The 16,722-nt window shown below is 72.0% G+C and carries 14 protein-coding genes; 11 read left to right on the plus strand and 3 right to left on the minus strand.

Going from position 1 to position 16,722, the window contains the following annotated elements; genetic code table 11:
* Positions 1–10: 10 nt before the first annotated feature.
* The 11 genes from rapZ to pgi all read left to right on the plus strand — a co-directional run bounded on the left by rapZ (position 11) and on the right by pgi (position 13,205).
* A complete protein-coding gene (rapZ, locus tag ACFYZY_RS10130; protein ID WP_388691959.1) occupies positions 11–904 on the plus strand; it encodes an RNase adapter RapZ in 894 nt (297 codons plus the stop codon).
* Positions 901–1,926: a uridine diphosphate-N-acetylglucosamine-binding protein YvcK gene (gene yvcK / locus ACFYZY_RS10135; protein ID WP_388691727.1), complete on the plus strand. Its 1,026-nt coding sequence runs from the start codon at positions 901–903 to the stop codon at positions 1,924–1,926. Before rapZ ends, yvcK begins: the two co-directional genes overlap by 4 nt.
* Entirely contained in the window at positions 1,917–2,906 is a 990-nt protein-coding gene (gene whiA, locus ACFYZY_RS10140) for a DNA-binding protein WhiA (RefSeq protein ID WP_388691728.1), read from the plus strand. The genes yvcK and whiA overlap by 10 nt, the downstream gene beginning before the upstream one ends.
* A 168-nt stretch (positions 2,907–3,074) precedes the next feature.
* Positions 3,075–6,026, plus strand: a complete 2,952-nt coding sequence (locus tag ACFYZY_RS10145; RefSeq protein WP_388691730.1) for a M14 family zinc carboxypeptidase — start codon at positions 3,075–3,077, stop codon at positions 6,024–6,026.
* 247 nt (positions 6,027–6,273) lie between these two features.
* Positions 6,274–7,284: a type I glyceraldehyde-3-phosphate dehydrogenase gene (gap, locus tag ACFYZY_RS10150; protein WP_388691732.1), complete on the plus strand. Its 1,011-nt coding sequence runs from the start codon at positions 6,274–6,276 to the stop codon at positions 7,282–7,284.
* A 105-nt stretch (positions 7,285–7,389) separates the two neighbouring features.
* Positions 7,390–8,601 carry a phosphoglycerate kinase gene (locus tag ACFYZY_RS10155; protein ID WP_388691735.1) on the plus strand — a complete coding sequence of 404 codons (1,212 nt, stop codon included), beginning with the start codon at positions 7,390–7,392 and terminating at the stop codon, positions 8,599–8,601.
* Between the two features lie 6 nt (positions 8,602–8,607).
* Positions 8,608–9,384, plus strand: a complete 777-nt coding sequence (gene tpiA, locus ACFYZY_RS10160) for a triose-phosphate isomerase (RefSeq protein WP_388691737.1) — start codon at positions 8,608–8,610, stop codon at positions 9,382–9,384.
* Positions 9,385–9,481: 97 nt separating this feature from the next.
* On the plus strand, positions 9,482–9,712 hold the full coding sequence (gene secG / locus ACFYZY_RS10165; protein WP_030205174.1) for a preprotein translocase subunit SecG: 231 nt from the start codon (positions 9,482–9,484) through the stop codon (positions 9,710–9,712).
* Between the two features lie 77 nt (positions 9,713–9,789).
* Complete coding sequence (locus tag ACFYZY_RS10170) at positions 9,790–10,125, plus strand: RNA polymerase-binding protein RbpA (RefSeq protein ID WP_003976875.1); 336 nt, start codon at positions 9,790–9,792, stop codon at positions 10,123–10,125.
* Between the two features lie 150 nt (positions 10,126–10,275).
* Positions 10,276–11,490: an MFS transporter gene (locus ACFYZY_RS10175; RefSeq protein ID WP_388691740.1), complete on the plus strand. Its 1,215-nt coding sequence runs from the start codon at positions 10,276–10,278 to the stop codon at positions 11,488–11,490.
* Between the two features lie 44 nt (positions 11,491–11,534).
* Entirely contained in the window at positions 11,535–13,205 is a 1,671-nt protein-coding gene (gene pgi / locus ACFYZY_RS10180; RefSeq protein ID WP_388691743.1) for a glucose-6-phosphate isomerase, read from the plus strand.
* Positions 13,206–13,347: 142 nt separating this feature from the next.
* Here the strand turns inward: pgi and pgl are convergent, their stop codons facing one another.
* The 3 genes from pgl to zwf are packed head-to-tail and all read right to left on the minus strand — an operon-like array spanning position 13,348 to position 16,717.
* Positions 13,348–14,121 (minus strand): 6-phosphogluconolactonase, encoded by a 774-nt coding sequence (gene pgl / locus ACFYZY_RS10185; RefSeq protein ID WP_388691745.1) that lies wholly within the window; start codon positions 14,119–14,121, stop codon positions 13,348–13,350.
* Positions 14,118–15,188 carry a glucose-6-phosphate dehydrogenase assembly protein OpcA gene (opcA, locus tag ACFYZY_RS10190; RefSeq protein ID WP_388691748.1) on the minus strand — a complete coding sequence of 357 codons (1,071 nt, stop codon included), beginning with the start codon at positions 15,186–15,188 and terminating at the stop codon, positions 14,118–14,120. The genes pgl and opcA overlap by 4 nt, the downstream gene beginning before the upstream one ends.
* Positions 15,185–16,717, minus strand: a complete 1,533-nt coding sequence (zwf, locus tag ACFYZY_RS10195) for a glucose-6-phosphate dehydrogenase (RefSeq protein WP_388691749.1) — start codon at positions 16,715–16,717, stop codon at positions 15,185–15,187. Before zwf ends, opcA begins: the two co-directional genes overlap by 4 nt.
* Between the last annotated feature and the right edge of the window lie 5 nt (positions 16,718–16,722).

Here is a 16,722-nt window from a genome sequence, read left to right on the forward strand (position 1 = left end):
TACGGGCACCATGGAGACCCCCGGCGGCAGCGGCGCCGAGGCGGCCATCCCCGAGCTGGTGATCATCTCCGGCATGTCCGGGGCCGGCCGGTCCACCGCCGCGAAGTGTCTGGAGGACCTGGGCTGGTTCGTGGTGGACAACCTGCCGCCCGCGCTGATCCCCACCATGGTGGAGCTCGGCGCCCGCTCCCAGGGCAACGTCGCCCGGATCGCGGTCGTCGTGGACGTCCGCGGCCGGCAGTTCTTCGACAACCTGCGCGAGTCCCTCGCCGACCTGGACGCCAAGCGGGTCACCCGCCGGATCGTCTTCCTGGAGTCCTCCGACGAGGCCCTGGTCCGGCGCTTCGAGTCGGTCCGCAGGCCGCACCCGCTCCAGGGCGACGGCCGCATCACCGACGGCATCGCCGCCGAGCGCGACCTGCTGCGCGAGCTGCGCGGCGACGCCGACCTGGTGATCGACACCTCCAGCCTCAACGTCCACGAGCTGCGCGCCAAGATGGACGCCCAGTTCGCCGGCGACGAGGAGCCCGAGCTCCGGGCCACCGTGATGTCCTTCGGCTTCAAGTACGGCCTGCCGGTCGACGCCGACCTCGTCGTGGACATGCGCTTCCTGCCGAACCCGCACTGGGTCCCGGAGCTGCGCCCCTTCACCGGCCTCAACGAGGAGGTGTCGAACTACGTCTACAACCAGCCCGGCGCCAAGGAGTTCCTGGACCGCTACACCGAGCTGCTCCAGCTGATCGCCGCGGGCTACCGCCGCGAGGGCAAGCGGTACGTGACGATCGCGGTCGGCTGTACGGGCGGCAAGCACCGCTCCGTGGCCACCGCCGAGCGCCTCGCCGCCCGCCTCGCCTCCGAAGGGGTCGAGACCGTCGTCGTGCACCGGGACATGGGGCGCGAGTGAAGCCGTACCGCCGGCGTGCCTCCACCCTCACGGTGCGGCGTACGCTCCGCAGACGCGGCGCCCAGCCGAAGGTCGTCGCGCTGGGCGGGGGCATGGGCCTCTCGGCCTCCCTCGCCGCCCTCCGCCGGATCACCGGCGACCTCACCGCCGTCGTCACCGTCGCCGACGACGGGGGCTCCAGCGGCCGGCTCCGGGAGGAGCTGGGCGTCCTGCCCCCCGGCGACCTGCGCAAGGCGCTCGCCGCGCTCTGCGGCGACGACGACTGGGGCCAGACCTGGGCCCGGGTGATCCAGCACCGCTTCCAGTCCAAGGGAGAGATCAACGGCCACGCCGTCGGCAACCTGCTGATCGTCGCCCTCTGGGAACAGCTCGGCGACCCCGTCCAGGCCCTGGACCTGGTCGGACTGCTGCTCGGTGCCCAGGGCCGGGTGCTCCCCATGTCCGCCGTGCCCCTGGAGCTCCAGGCCCTGGTCAGAGGCCATGACCCGGAGCGCCCGGACGACGTGGACACCGTGGCCGGCCAGGCCACCGTGGCGCTCACCCCCGGCGAGGTGCAGTCCGTGCACCTCGTGCCGAACGACCCGCCGGCCGTCCCCGAGGCGGTCGCCGCCGTCCTGGACGCCGACTGGGTCGTCCTGGGCCCCGGCTCCTGGTTCTCGTCGGTGATCCCGCACCTCCTGGTGCCCGAACTCCTCGACGCCCTGGCCGGGACCAAGGCCCGCAAGGTGCTCTCCCTGAACCTCGCGCCGCAGCCCGGAGAAACCGACGGCTTCTCCCCGCAGCGTCATTTGGAGGTTTTGGGGCGACACGCCCCTAAACTCGCCCTGGACGTGGTGCTGGCCGACGAGGCCGCCGTGCCCGACCGCGACTCCCTCGCCGACGCCGCCAAGCGGCTCGGCGCCGCGGTCGAGCTGGCGCCGGTGGCCGGGTCCGACGGCTCCGCGAAGCACGACCCGGAGCTGCTGGCCGCCGCGTACGACCGTATTTTTCGGATGCATGGAAGGATCGGCCCATGGCGATGACGGCAGCGGTGAAGGACGAGATCTCCCGGCTTCCCGTCACCCGGACCTGCTGCAGGAAGGCAGAGGTCTCGTCGATCCTGCGGTTCGCGGGCGGGCTGCACCTGGTGAGCGGCCGCATCGTGATCGAGGCGGAGCTGGACACGGCGATGGCGGCCCGCCGCCTGAAGCGGGACATCCTGGAGATCTTCGGACACAGTTCCGAACTGATCGTGATGGCCCCCGGCGGGCTGCGGCGCGGCTCGCGCTTCGTGGTGCGGGTGGTCGCCGGCGGCGACCAGCTGGCCCGCCAGACGGGCCTCGTGGACGGCCGGGGCCGCCCCATCCGGGGCCTCCCCCCGCAGGTGGTCTCCGGGGCCACCTGTGACGCGGAGGCCGCCTGGCGCGGCGCCTTCCTCGCCCACGGCTCGCTGACCGAGCCCGGCCGGTCCTCCTCCCTGGAGGTCACCTGCCCGGGGCCCGAGGCCGCCCTCGCCCTCGTCGGCGCCGCCCGCCGGCTCTCCATCGCGGCGAAGGCCCGCGAGGTGCGGGGAGTGGACCGGGTCGTCGTCCGCGACGGCGACGCGATCGGAGCCCTGCTCACCCGGCTCGGCGCGCACGAGTCGGTGCTCGCCTGGGAGGAGCGGCGGATGCGGCGCGAGGTCCGCGCCACCGCCAACCGCCTGGCCAACTTCGACGACGCCAACCTGCGCCGCTCGGCCCGTGCCGCGGTCGCCGCCGGGGCCCGGGTGCAGCGCGCCCTGGAGATCCTGGGCGAGGAGGTGCCCGAGCACCTCGCCGCCGCCGGCCGGCTCCGCATGGAGCACAAGCAGGCGTCCCTGGAGGAGCTGGGCGCGCTCGCCGACCCGCCGCTGACCAAGGACGCGGTGGCCGGCCGGATCCGCCGGCTGCTCGCCATGGCCGACAAGCGGGCCCAGGACCTGGGCATCCCCGGGACCGAGTCCAACCTGGCCGAGGAGCTGGACGACAGCCTGGTCGGCTGACCCGTACGGAATCCCCAACTCCGCGCTGCCGGTGCCTTTCTGAGGCACCGGCAGCTTTTTCGTGGCCCCGCGCGGCGGCCTTGACAGGCTCATGGTCGCCCATGAGCCTGGCGTCTGTTCACCCGCGAGACCGTTCCACCTTCGAGGCAGACGACACAAGGGGAGCTCATGAGACGCAGAGCGAGATCGATCCTCGCCGCGGCTTCACTGCTGATCGCCGGAGTGGCGGTGGCACCCGCCGCCGGGGCGCAGCCGAACGACCGGCACGGCGGTGACGCCCTCTCCGTGTGGCGTGCCGAGGTCACCCGGGAACAGGTCCCGCTCCTCCTCGAAGCCGGCGCCGACGCGCACGAACTGACCGAACAGGTGCCCGCGAAGGGCACCGCCGCGGTCGAGCTCTTCCTCACCGGCGCGCAGGCCGGGCAGCTGCGCGGCAAGGGCGTCGAACTCACCGAGCACCGGTTGCCGGCCGGGGCCGAGAAGCGGGTCGCCACCGCGGGCGACGGCGTCTTCCGCCCGTACGGCGGCCCCGGCGGCCTCAAGCAGGAGATCCTGGACACCGCCCGGACCCACCCCGGACTCACCAAGGTCGTCTCCATCGGCAAGACCCTCGGGGGCCAGGACATCCTCGCCCTCAAGGTGAGCAAGGGCGCCCGGCACACCGGAGACGGTTCGAAACCGGCCACGCTGTACATGTCCAACCAGCACGCGCGCGAGTGGATCACCCCCGAGATGACCCGGCGGCTGATGCACCTCTATCTCGACGGCTACGGCAAGGACGAGCGGATCACCCGGATCGTCGACTCCACCGAGCTGTGGTTCGTGCTCTCCGCCAACCCCGACGGCTACGACTACACGCACGCCGACCCCGCCAACCGGCAGTGGCGCAAGAACCTCCGCGACAACGACGGCGACGGCGCGATCGGCCCCGGCGACGGCGTCGACCTCAACCGCAACTTCGCCTACAAGTGGGGCTACGACAACGAGGGCTCGTCCCCCGACCCGGCCGACGAGACCTTCCGCGGCAAGGGCCCCATGTCGGAGCCCGAGACCAGGGCCCTCGACGCCTTCCAGAAGCGCGTCGGCTTCGCGTACGGCATCAACTACCACTCGGCCGCCCAGCTCCTGCTGTACGGCGTCGGCTGGCAGGTCGCCACCGGCACCCCCGACGACGTCGCCCTCAAGGCCCTCGCCGGCACCCCCGAGAACTCCGCCGTGCCCGGCTACCGGCCGCAGGTCTCCTCCGAGCTGTACATCACCAACGGCGAGGCGGACGGGCACGCCGCCAACGTCAACGGGATGCAGATGTTCACCCCGGAGATGTCGACCTGCGCCACCGCCTCCCGGCTCGACCCGAACGACGCCTGGAACCCGGCCGACTGCGCCTCCGTCTTCACCTTCCCGGACGACGAGAAGCTGATCCAGGCGGAGTTCGCCAAGAACGTGCCCTTCGCGCTCGCCGTCGCCGAGACCGCCGCCCACCCGGACCGGCCCGTCTCCCCGGTCGGCATCGAGGCCCCCGACTTCACGCCGAAGACCTTCACCACCTCCTACGCCCGCGGCGGGGAGCAGGAGGTCGCCGTCACCGCCCGCAAGTCGCTGCGCGGCAAGACCCTCGCGTACCGCGTCAACGGCGGCCGCGTCCGCACCGGGCAGCTCCGCGCCTGGAAGGGCGGCGAGACCTACGGCGGGGAGGACAACCTCTACTTCGACGAGTACCGGGGCGTGGTCGAGGGCGCCCGGCCCGGCGACTCGGTCCAGGTCTGGTTCACCGCCCGCACCCGCGAGGGCCGGGCCACCGCCTCCACCCCCTTCACGTACCGGGTGGCCGAGCGGCCCCGCGGTGACGTCCTCGTCCTCGCCGACGAGGGCGGCACCACCGCCGGGCGCCACGCCGCCGCGTACGTGAAGGCGCTCGCCGACAACGGCCGCCGGGCCGTCGTCTGGGACGCCGCCGCCCAGGGAGCCCCGGACGCCCTCGGTGTCCTCTCCCACTTCGGCGCCGTCGTCTGGTACACCGGCGCGGGCAGCCCCTCCGGCGCCGCCGAGCTCGCCGTCCGCTCCTACCTCAACGAGGGCGGCAAGCTGATCAACGCCGGCGAGAAGGCCGGCGGGCTCACCCGGGTCGGACCCGCCGAGACCAACGACTTCGCGCAGTACTACCTCGGCGCCTACCACCGCGCCGGCCTGAAGACCCCGCCCGCCTTCGCCGGCACCGGCGCCTTCGCGGGCGTCCGCGCCGGCCTCACCGGCACCGCCGACAACCCGCTGGACGACGCCGGCGCGTACACCGTCACCTCGGACACCCTGAAGCCGAAGGACTTCCCGCAGTTCGCGAGCAGCGCCTCCGCCGGCGACTACCCGGGCGTCCGCACCCCCTTCGAGCCCGCCGAGGGCACCTCCTTCGCCGCGCTCCGGCACGCCGACGACACCTGGGCCCGGCTCAGCAGGACCGTCGACCTCACCGGTGTCGGGGCGGACGCGAAGCCCCGCCTGGACTTCCAGGTCAGCCACGACACCGAACCCGGCTACGACAACCTCGTCGTCGAGGCCCACACCGTCGGCCAGGACGACTGGACGACCCTCCCCGACGCCAACGGCGGCACCTCCGCCGAACCGCCGGCCGACTGCGGCGAGGGCTACTACGTCCGGGGCCACCCCTTCCTCGCCCACTACCTCACCGTCGGCGAGGACGGCTGCGCCGCCACCGGCACCACCGGCTCGTGGAACGCCTTCACCGGCCCCTCCAACGGCTGGCGGCAGGCGTCCGTCGACCTGAGCGCCTGGGCGGGCAGGAAGGTCGAGCTCTCGATCTCGTACGTCTCCGACCCCGGTACGGGCGGGACGGGCGCCTTCGTCGACGACACCCGGCTCGTCACCGGTGCCACCACCGAGGCCGAGGGGTTCGAGACCTCCCTCGGCGCCTGGTCCACGCCGGGCGCCCCGGCCGGCAGCCCCGGCAACGGCGCCGACTGGACGCGCTCCGCCGCGCTCTTCCACTCGTGGGCGGCCGTCACCACCCGGGACACCGTCCTCCTCGGTTACGGCCTGGAGCACGTGTCCGGGGCGGCGGAACGGGCGCGGCTCGTCGGCCGCGCCCTGCGGGTCCTCCACCGCTGACACGCCGCGGCGGACACTCGCCATAATTGACGGAGAGTAGTCGGGACAAAAGACCCACGGCGGCCCTTACCTGTCGGTAGGTACGGGCCGCCGGCCCTTCTTCCTCACTATCCGGGCTCACCCGGATGCGCTCGATGTCACTCCCGGGGGTCCGGAGGGGTAGGGTCGTAGGTGGTCGGGGACATCCCAAAAACAAGAATCTCGCCGGCGTCGAACACACCGGCGTACCTAACGAGGAGATCGGTTCGTGACGATCCGCGTAGGCATCAACGGCTTTGGCCGCATCGGCCGGAACTACTTCCGCGCGCTCCTTGAGCAGGGTGCCGACATCGAGATCGTGGCTGTCAATGACCTGGGTGACACCGCGACCACGGCCCACCTGCTGAAGTACGACACCATCCTGGGACGCCTCAAGGCCGAGGTGACCCACACCGAGAACACCATCACCGTCGACGGCCACACCATCAAGGTGCTGTCCGAGCGGGACCCGGCCGACCTCCCCTGGGGTGAACTGGGCGTCGACGTCGTCATCGAGTCGACCGGCATCTTCACCAAGAAGGCCGACGCCGAGAAGCACATCGCCGGCGGCGCCAAGAAGGTCCTCATCTCGGCTCCGGCCAAGGACGAGGACATCACCATCGTCATGGGCGTCAACCAGGACAAGTACGACCCGGCGAACCACCACGTCATCTCCAACGCGTCCTGCACCACCAACTGCGTGGCGCCGATGGCCAAGGTCCTCGACGAGAACTTCGGCATCGTCAGGGGCCTGATGACCACGGTCCACGCGTACACCAACGACCAGCGCATCCTGGACTTCCCGCACAAGGACCTGCGCCGCGCCCGTGCCGCCGCGGAGAACATCATCCCGACCACGACCGGTGCCGCGAAGGCCACCGCCCTGGTCCTCCCGCAGCTCAAGGGCAAGCTCGACGGCATCGCGATGCGCGTCCCGGTCCCCACCGGCTCCGCCACCGACCTGGTCGTCACCCTGGACCGCGAGGTCACCCGGGACGAGGTCAACGCCGCGTTCAAGAAGGCCGCCGAGGACGGCGACCTCAAGGGCTTCCTGTTCTACACCGAGGACCCGATCGTCTCCTCCGACATCGTGGGCGACCCGGCGTCCTGCACCTTCGACGCCTCCCTGACCATGGTCCAGGACGGCAAGTCGGTCAAGATCCTCGGCTGGTACGACAACGAGTGGGGCTACTCCAACCGTCTCGTCGACCTCACCGTCTTCGTCGGCGGCCGGCTCTAAGCTTCAGGGCGGGCCTCCGATGTGAGCAGGGCTCGGGCAGCGCAACGACGCGCTGCGCGAGCCCTGTTCGTGTGCTCCACCGCGTACCAAGGAGTCAGGTAACAGATGAAGACGATCGACGAGCTCCTCCACGAGGGCGTCGAAGGCAAGCGGGTGTTCGTCCGCGCCGACCTCAACGTGCCGCTCGACGGCACCGCCATCACCGACGACGGACGCATCCGCGCCGTCGTCCCCACCGTCAGGGCGCTCGCGGACGCCGGTGCCCGGGTCGTGGTCGCCTCGCACCTGGGCCGCCCCAAGGGCGAGCCCGACCCGGCGTTCTCCCTCGCGCCGGCCGCCGCGCGCCTCGGTGAACTGCTCGGCACCGACGTGGCGTTCGCGACCGACACGGTCGGCGACTCCGCCGCCGCGACCGTCGCGGGCCTGGAGAACGGCCGGGTCGCCGTCCTGGAGAACCTCCGCTTCAACCCCGGAGAGACCTCCAAGGACGACGCCGAGCGCGGCGCCTTCGCCGACCGGCTCGCCGCCCTCGCCGACCTGTACGTCGGCGACGGCTTCGGCGCCGTGCACCGCAAGCACGCCTCGGTCTACGACCTCCCGGCCCGCCTCCCGCACGCCGCCGGCTACCTCATCGCCACCGAGGTCGGCGTCCTGAAGAAGCTGACCGACGACGTCAGGCGCCCGTACACCGTCGTCCTCGGCGGCGCCAAGGTCTCCGACAAGCTCGCCGTCATCGACGAGCTGCTCGGCAAGGCCGACCGCCTCCTGATCGGCGGCGGCATGGCGTACACCTTCCTCAGGGCCAAGGGGTACGAGGTCGGCATCTCCCTCCTCCAGGAGGACCAGATCCCGGTCGTCACCGAGTACATGGAGCGCGCCGAGAAGAACGGCGTCGAGCTGGTCCTCCCGGTCGACGTGCTGGTCTCCACGGAGTTCCCCGACCTCAAGACCAAGGCGCCGGCCGAGTACGAGACGGTCGACGCCGACAAGATCCCCGCGGACAAGGAGGGCCTCGACATCGGCCCCCGGACCCGCGAGCTGTTCGCCTCGAAGATCACCGACGCGGAGACCGTCTTCTGGAACGGCCCCGTCGGCGTCGCCGAGCACCCCGACTACGCGAAGGGCACCGGCGCGGTCGCGCAGGCGCTCATCGACAGCAAGGGCTTCACCGTGGTCGGCGGCGGCGACTCCGCCGCGGCCGTCCGCAACCTGGGCTTCGACGAGACGAAGTTCGGCCACATTTCGACCGGCGGCGGCGCCTCCCTCGAATACCTCGAGGGCAAGACGCTTCCCGGCCTCGCCGCACTGGAGGACTGAACACCCGTGAGCACCCGCACCCCGCTGATGGCGGGCAACTGGAAGATGAACCTCAACCACCTCGAGGCCATCGCCCACGTCCAGAAGCTCGCCTTCGCCCTGACCGACAAGGACTACGACGCCGTCGAGGTCGCCGTCCTGGTCCCCTTCACCGACCTGCGGTCCGTCCAGACCCTGGTCGACGGCGACAAGCTGAAGATCAAGTACGGCGCCCAGGACATCTCGGCCCACGACTCCGGCGCCTACACCGGCGAGGTCTCGGGCCTGATGCTGTCCAAGCTGAAGTGCTCCTACGTGGCGGTCGGCCACTCCGAGCGCCGCCAGTACCACGCCGAGGACGACGAGGTCTGCAACGCCAAGGTGAAGGCCGCCTTCCGGCACGGCGTGACCCCGATCCTCTGCGTCGGCGAGGGCCTGGAGGTCCGCAGGGCCGGACAGCAGGTCGAGCACACCCTCGCCCAGCTCGACGGCGGCCTGAAGGACGTCCCCGCCGAGCAGGCCGAGACGATCGTGATCGCGTACGAGCCGGTGTGGGCCATCGGCACAGGCGAGGTCGCCACCCCCGAGGACGCGCAGGAGGTCTGCGGCGCGATCCGCGGCCGGCTCGCCGAGCTGTACTCCCAGGAGCTGGCCGACAAGGTCCGCATCCAGTACGGCGGCTCGGTCAAGTCGGGCAACGTCGCCGCCATCATGGCGCAGCCGGACGTCGACGGCGCCCTGGTGGGCGGCGCGGCGCTGGACGACGCGGAGTTCGTCAGGATCGTTCGCTTCCGCGACCAGTGAGTATGCGGTAGCGGAGTTACGTCGTACCCTTGCGGGGGTCGGGCAGGCGCCCGGCCCCCGTCCGTATAAGTCCGAGGAAGTTGGTCCAGCCGTGGTTATGGGGTTCTCGATCGCCCTGATCGTCTTCAGCGCGCTGCTGATGCTGCTCGTGCTGATGCACAAGGGGAAGGGTGGCGGCCTCTCCGACATGTTCGGTGGCGGCATGCAGTCCTCCGTCGGCGGCTCCTCGGTCGCCGAGCGCAACCTGGACCGGATCACCGTCGTGGTCGGTCTGCTCTGGTTCGCCTGCATTGTGGTGCTCGGTCTGCTGATGAAGCTGGACGGGTGACTCCAACCACTGGACGCGCGTTGGGCCTTACGTAGACTGGGGCATCTTCGAGCACCATCACGCAGGGAGTTACGACCGTGGCAAGTGGCAACGCGATCCGGGGAAGCCGGGTCGGAGCGGGGCCGATGGGCGAGGCCGAGCGGGGCGAGTCGGCGCCGCGCCTCCGCATCTCCTTCTGGTGCTCGAACGGGCACGAGACACAGCCGAGCTTCGCCAGCGACGCACAGGTCCCGGAGACCTGGGACTGCCCGCGCTGCGGCTTCCCGGCCGGCCAGGACCGGGACAACCCGCCGGACCCGCCGCGCACGGAGCCGTACAAGACCCATCTCGCGTACGTGCGCGAACGGCGCAGCGACGCGGACGGCGAGGCGATCCTCGCCGAGGCCCTCGCCAAACTGCGCGGCGAGATCTGAACGGCGTGACGGTGTGACGGAAGGGCCTTGTCCGCGAACTCGGTTCGCGGACAAGGCCCTTCCGCCGTTCCCGCCCCCTTCCGGACCGCCGTTGTCAGTGGCGTCCCCTACTGTCGGCCGGACGGGGAAGCACCGGGCCGAGGGGGGGTCATGGCAGCGACGACGGCGGTGGGCGACAGGGCCGCGCCCACCTGGCGGGGCGGCTTCGGGCGCCTGTGGACGGCCGCCGTCGTCTCCCGCTTCGGCGACTCCCTGCGCACCGCCGCGCTCCCCCTCCTCGCCGTCTCCCTCACCGACGACCCCCTCCTCATCGCCTCCGTCACCGCCTGCGGCTTCCTGCCCTGGCTGCTCTTCGGGCTCGTCGGCGGAGCCGTCGCCGATCGGGTGGACCAGCGGCGGGCCATGTGGACCGTCGACCTCGTCCGCGCCGGACTCATGGCCGCCTTCGCCGCCGCCGTCGCGCTGGGCCACGCCGGCATCGCCCTGCTGCTCGTCCTCGCCTTCGCCCTCACCACCCTGCAGACCCTCTTCGACAACGCGGCCACCGCCCTGCTCCCCGCCCTCGTCCCCGCCTGCGCCCTGGCCGGGGCCAACGCGCGCCTGACGACCGGTCAGCAGCTCGCGGGGGGCCTCCTCGCCGCGCCCCTGGTGCCCCTCCTGCTCCTCGCCGGCCCCGCCGTGCCGTACGCGGCCGACGCCGCCACCTACGTCCTGGCCGCGCTCCTCATCGCCTCGCTGCGGACCGCCCCGCCCGCCCGGCCGCCCCGCCCGGCAGGGTCCACCCTGCGGACCGAGACGGCCGAGGGGATCGCCGTCCTGCGCGCGGACCGGACCCTGCGGTGGCTCTGCGCCGCCACCACCCTCTGCAACACCGGGATGGGCGCCCTCATCGCCACCCTCGTCGTCCACGTCACCGACGGCCTGCGCGCCGGACAGACGGGCTACGCGGCGACGGTCACCGCCTACGCGGCCGGCGGCGTCGCGGGCGGCTTCCTCGCCCGGCGGATCGGCGCCCGGACCGGGCGGACGCGCGCGGTGCTCCTCGCCGGGACGGTCCAGACCGGCTGCCTGGTCCTGATGGGGACGGTGCCCCTCCTGGCGGTGTCCGCCGGGGCCATGGCGGTGTTCGGCTTCATGGGGACCGTGTGGAACGTCCAGCAGACCACCCTCATGCAGGAGAGGACCCCGGAGGGGCTGCTCGGCCGGGTCGCCGCGGCCTTCCGCACCCTCGCCGTCGCGGGCGCGCCGCTCGGCGCCCTCCTCGGCGGCGCCGCGGCCGCCGGCTGGGGACCGCACGCGCCCGTCCTCGTCGCGGCGGCGCTGTTCGCGCTCGCCGTCGCGTCGTTGACGCCTCTGATCAATTAGGTTGGAAGGGCAGCGGGGCAGACACGTACGAGAAGAAGTGGGCGATGTCCGAGATGAAGAACGAAGGCCGTACCAGGCTCAACCGGCTGCCCGAGTGGGCGGCCCTCGGCAAGCACCGTGAGCAGCTGGGCGAACCCCGTCTGCGCGACCTGTTCGCCGCCGACCCGACGCGCGGCACCGACCTCACCCTGCGGGTCGGCGACCTCTACCTGGACTATTCCAAGCACCTCGTCACCGGCGAGACGCTGACCCTGCTGCGGGAGCTGGCGGCCGCCACCGGCGTGGCCGAGCTGCGCGACGCCATGTTCCGCGGCGAGAAGATCAACACCACCGAGGACCGCGCGGTCCTCCACACCGCGCTGCGCGCCCCCCGCGACGCCGTGATCGAGGTCGACGGGGAGAACGTCGTCCCCGCCGTCCACGCCGTCCTCGACCGGATGGGCGCCTTCTCCGACAAGATCCACTCGGGGGAGTGGACCGGTTACACCGGCAAGCCGATCAAGAACATCGTGAACATCGGCATCGGCGGCTCCGACCTCGGCCCCGCCATGGCCTACGAGGCCCTGCGCGCCTACACGCAGCGGGACCTGACGTTCCGTTTCGTCTCCAACGTCGACGGCGCCGACCTGCACGAGGCCGTCCACGACCTCGACCCCGCCGAGACGCTGTTCATCGTCGCCTCGAAGACCTTCACCACCATCGAGACGATCACCAACGCCACCTCCGCCCGCGACTGGCTCCTCACCGGCCTCCGGGCCGGCCAGAGCGCCGTCGCCAAGCACTTCGTGGCCCTCTCGACCAACGCCGGCAAGGTCGAGGAGTTCGGCATCGACACCGCGAACATGTTCGAGTTCTGGGACTGGGTCGGCGGCCGCTACTCCTTCGACTCCGCCATCGGCCTCTCCGTGATGATCGCCATCGGCCCGGAGCGCTTCCGCCAGATGCTCGACGGCTTCCACCTCGTCGACGAGCACTTCCGCACCGCCCCGCCCGAGGAGAACGCCCCGCTCCTCCTCGGCCTCCTCGGCGTCTGGTACGGCGACTTCTTCGACGCCCAGTCGCACGCCGTCCTGCCGTACTCGCACTACCTGTCGAAGTTCACCGCCTACCTCCAGCAGCTCGACATGGAGTCCAACGGCAAGTCGGTGGACCGCGAGGGCGACCGGGTCGACTGGCAGACCGGACCCGTGGTCTGGGGCACCCCCGGGACCAACGGCCAGCACGCGTACTACCAGCTGATCCACCAGGGGACCAAGCTGATCCCGGCCGACTTCATCGGCTTCGCCCGCCCCGTGGACGACCTGGCGCCCGGCCTCGCCGCCCAGCACGACCTGCTCATGGCGAACTTCTTCGCCCAGACCCAGGCGCTCGCCTTCGGCAAGACGCCCGAGGAGGTCCGGGCCGAGGGCGTCCCCGAGGAGCTGGTCCCGCACAAGACCTTCCGGGGCGACCACCCCACCACCACGATCCTCGCCGACGCGCTCACCCCGTCCGTCCTCGGACAGCTGATCGCGCTCTACGAGCACAAGGTCTTCGTCCAGGGCGCGATCTGGAACATCGACTCCTTCGACCAGTGGGGCGTCGAGCTGGGCAAGGTCCTCGCCAAGCGGATCGAACCGGTCCTGACGGGAGACGGAGAGACCGGAGCGGCCGGAGGGCTCGACAGCTCGACCGCCGGACTGGTCGCCGCCTACCGCTCGGTGCGCGGCCGGTAACGACGCGAGGGGGAGAGCACGGTACGGGGCCGGCCTTTCACCGCCCGGGCCGTACCGGGCCTCCCCGCGTCCTTCCCGGCACCGGCGGACGCGCCGGAGGCCCGGCCCACCGGGGGGTGGGCCGGGCCTCCGGGACGTACGGTCAGGCCGTGGCCGACGGGTACAGGCTCCGCGGCAGCTCCGAGGCCGCCGCCGCGTCGAGCAGCCACAGCGTGCGCGACCGGCCGCGGGCGCCGGCCGCCGGGGCCTGCACCTCGCCCGCGCCGGACAGCGCGATCGCCGCGGCCTTCGCCTTGTCCTCGCCGGCCGCGAGCAGCCAGACCTCGGCCGCCGACCGGATCGCCGGAAGCGTCAGCGAGATCCGCAGCGGCGGCGGCTTCGGCGCGCCGTGCACCCCGACCACCGTCCGCTCCGTCTCGCGCACCGCGGGCAGCTCCGGGAAGAGCGAGGCCACGTGCGTGTCCGGGCCGACGCCCAGCATCAGCACGTCGAAGGCCGGCACCTGCCCGCCGGGGCCCGCCGCAGCGGCCAGCTCCTCCGCGTAGGCGGCCGCGGCGGTGTCGACGTCGTCGTACGGTCCGTCCGAGGCCGGCATGGCGTGCACCCGCGCGGGGTCCAGCGGCACCCGGTCGAGCAGGGCCTCACGGGCCTGGGTGACGTTCCGCTCGGGGTCGCCCCCGGGCAGGAAGCGCTCGTCGCCCCACCACAGGTCGAGGCGCGACCAGTCGATCGCGTCCCGGGCGGGCGCCGCGCCCAGCGCCGACAGCAGGCCGTTGCCGTTGCGTCCGCCGGTCAGCACCACCGAGGCGGAGCCGCGGGTGGCCTGGGCGTCCACGATCCGGGTGATCAGCCGGGCCGCGGCGGCCTGCGCCATCAGCTCCTTGTCGCGGTGGACGACCAGCTCGGGGGTGCTCACTTGTTCGCCGCCTTCTTGGCCGGGGCCTTCTTCGCGGCGGGAGCGGGAGCGGCGGGAGCCGAGGGAGCGGCCCCGGCCTCCTCGGCACCGGTCCCGGCGTCCGCGGTCTTCCCGTCCGGTGCGGGCGCGGTGACGGCCGCCCGCTCGTCGAGCCGTCCCACACCGAACCGGAGCGCCGCGGCGTAGGTGTCGTCCGGGTCGAGCCGGCGCAGCTCCTCCGCGATCAGCTCGGCCGTGTCGCGGCGCTTGAGCGCCACCCCGCGGTCGGGCTGCCCCTGGATGCAGAGCGTCGCGAGCGAGCCGTCCGGCCGGTCGAGCACGATCGGCCCGGAGGTGGTCTCCAGGCGTACGGAGGTGAGCCCCGGGCCCGCCGACTTCGTGCGGCGCACCGGCACCTTCAGCCGGTCCGCCACCCACATCGCCAGCAGTTCGACGCTCGGGTTGAACTCCTCGCCCTCCACCTCGGCGGAGGTGACCTCGCACGCCACCTGGTCGAGCGCGGCGGCGAGCATCGAACGCCACGGGGTGATCCGGGTCCACGACAGGTCCGTGTCGCCCGGGGTGTACGACTCCGCCAGCGCCGTCAGCGCCTCGACGGGCTGCACGGCGGCGTAGGTGTCGGTCACCCGGCGTTGGGCGAGCGCGCCCAGCGGGTCCTTCGCCGGGTTGCTCGGCGCGTCCACCGGCCACCAGACGACCACGGGCGCGTCGGGGAGGAGCAGCGGCAGCACCACCGACTGGGCGTGGTCGACGACCTCGCCGTACAGCCGGAGCACCACCGTCTCGCCGGTGGTGGCGTCGGCGCCGAGGCGGACCTCGGCGTCGAGCCGCGCCGTGGCGCGGTCCCGCGGCGAGCGCGAGACCCTCTTGATGACGACGAGGGTCCGCGAGGGGTGCTCGCGGGACGCCTCGTTGGCCGCCTTGAGCGCGTCGTAGGCGTTCTCCTCGTCGGTGACGATGACGAGGGTGAGCACCATGCCGACGGCCGGCGCCCCGATCGCCCGCCGCCCGAGCACCAGCGCCTTGTTGATCTTGGAGGACGTGGTGTCCGTCAGGTCGGTCTTCATGGCCGGCGCCAGCTCCTGCCGTCTCGTGCGAGCATCTCGTCCGCCTCGACCGGGCCCCAGGTCCCGGCCTGGTACTGCGCGGGCGTGCCGTGCTCGTCCCAGAACCTCTCGATCGGGTCGAGGATCTTCCAGGACAGCTCGACCTCCTCGACCCTCGGGAAGAGGTTCGAGTCGCCGAGCAGGACATCGAGGATGAGCCGCTCGTACGCCTCCGGGCTGGACTCCGTGAAGGACTCGCCGTACGCGAAGTCCATCGACACGTCCCGGATCTCCATCTGGGTGCCGGGCACCTTGGAGCCGAACCGCACCGTCACGCCCTCGTCCGGCTGGACCCGGATGACGATGGCGTTGCGCCCGAGCTCCTCGGTCGCCGTGTGGTCGAAGGGGGAGTGCGGGGCGCGCTGGAAGACGACCGCGATCTCGGTGACGCGGCGGCCCAGGCGCTTGCCGGTGCGCAGGTAGAAGGGGACGCCCGCCCAGCGGCGGTTGTCGATCTCCAGCTTCACGGCCGCGTAGGTGTCGGTCTTCGACTTCGGGTCGATGCCGTCTTCCTGGAGGTAGCCGACGGCCTTCTCGCCGCCCTGCCACCCGGCCGCGTACTGGCCGCGGACCGTGGTCGCCGCCAGGTCCCCGGGCAGCTTCACCGCGCCGAGGACCTTGGTCTTCTCGGCGGCCAGCGCGTCGGCGTCGAAGGAGGCGGGCTCCTCCATCGCGGTCAGCGCGAGCAGCTGGAGCAGGTGGTTCTGGATGACGTCACGGGCGGCGCCGATGCCGTCGTAGTAGCCGGCGCGGCCGCCGATGCCGATGTCCTCGGCCATGGTGATCTGCACGTGGTCGACGTACGACCGGTTCCAGATCGGCTCGAAGAGGGTGTTGGCGAAGCGGAGCGCCAGGATGTTCTGGACGGTCTCCTTGCCGAGGTAGTGGTCGATCCGGAAGACCTCGTGCGGCGGGAAGACCTCGTGGACGACCTCGTTGAGCTCCTTGGCGGAGGCCAGGTCGTGCCCGAAGGGCTTCTCGATGACCGCGCGGCGCCAGGAACCGTTCTTCTGGTCGGCGAGCCCGTGCTTCTTGAGCTGCTGGACGACCTTGGGGAAGAACTTCGGCGGGACCGACAGGTAGAAGGCGAAGTTGCCGCCGGTTCCCTGGGCCTTGTCCAGCTCCTCGACGGTGGTCTTCAGCTGCTCGAACGCCTCGTCGTCGTCGAAGTCGCCCTGGACGAACCGCATCCCCTGGATCAGCTGCTGCCATACCTCCTCGCGGAACGGGGTGCGCGAGTGCTGCTTGACGGCCTCGTAGACCTCCTGGGCGAAGTCCTCGTCCTGCCACTCGCGCCGGGCGAAGCCGACGAGCGAGAAGCCCGGCGGCAGCAGGCCGCGGTTGGCCAGGTCGTAGACGGCAGGCATCAGCTTCTTACGGGACAAATCGCCCGTGACGCCGAAGATCACCAGACCCGACGGCCCCGCGATGCGCGGGAGCCGTCGGTCTGCGGCGTCACGGAGCGGGTTGGCTCCGTGGACTGCGCTCAAAGTGC

Source organism: Streptomyces sp. NPDC001744, assembly GCF_042892575.1.
Taxonomy (GTDB): Bacteria; Actinomycetota; Actinomycetes; order Streptomycetales; family Streptomycetaceae; genus Streptomyces.

What these genes read in the sequence shown, in the direction of transcription:
- rapZ (WP_388691959.1), top strand. Translation starts at nt 11, where the DNA reads ATGGAGACCCCCGGCGGCAGCGGCGCCGAGGCGGCCATCCCCGAGCTG.
- whiA (WP_388691728.1), top strand. Translation starts at nt 1,917, where the DNA reads ATGGCGATGACGGCAGCGGTGAAGGACGAGATCTCCCGGCTTCCCGTC.
- ACFYZY_RS10145 (WP_388691730.1), top strand. Translation starts at nt 3,075, where the DNA reads ATGAGACGCAGAGCGAGATCGATCCTCGCCGCGGCTTCACTGCTGATC.
- ACFYZY_RS10155 (WP_388691735.1), top strand. Translation starts at nt 7,390, where the DNA reads ATGAAGACGATCGACGAGCTCCTCCACGAGGGCGTCGAAGGCAAGCGG.
- secG (WP_030205174.1), top strand. Translation starts at nt 9,482, where the DNA reads ATGGGGTTCTCGATCGCCCTGATCGTCTTCAGCGCGCTGCTGATGCTG.
- ACFYZY_RS10175 (WP_388691740.1), top strand. Translation starts at nt 10,276, where the DNA reads ATGGCAGCGACGACGGCGGTGGGCGACAGGGCCGCGCCCACCTGGCGG.
- pgi (WP_388691743.1), top strand. Translation starts at nt 11,535, where the DNA reads ATGTCCGAGATGAAGAACGAAGGCCGTACCAGGCTCAACCGGCTGCCC.
- opcA (WP_388691748.1), bottom strand. Translation starts at nt 15,188, where the DNA reads ATGAAGACCGACCTGACGGACACCACGTCCTCCAAGATCAACAAGGCG.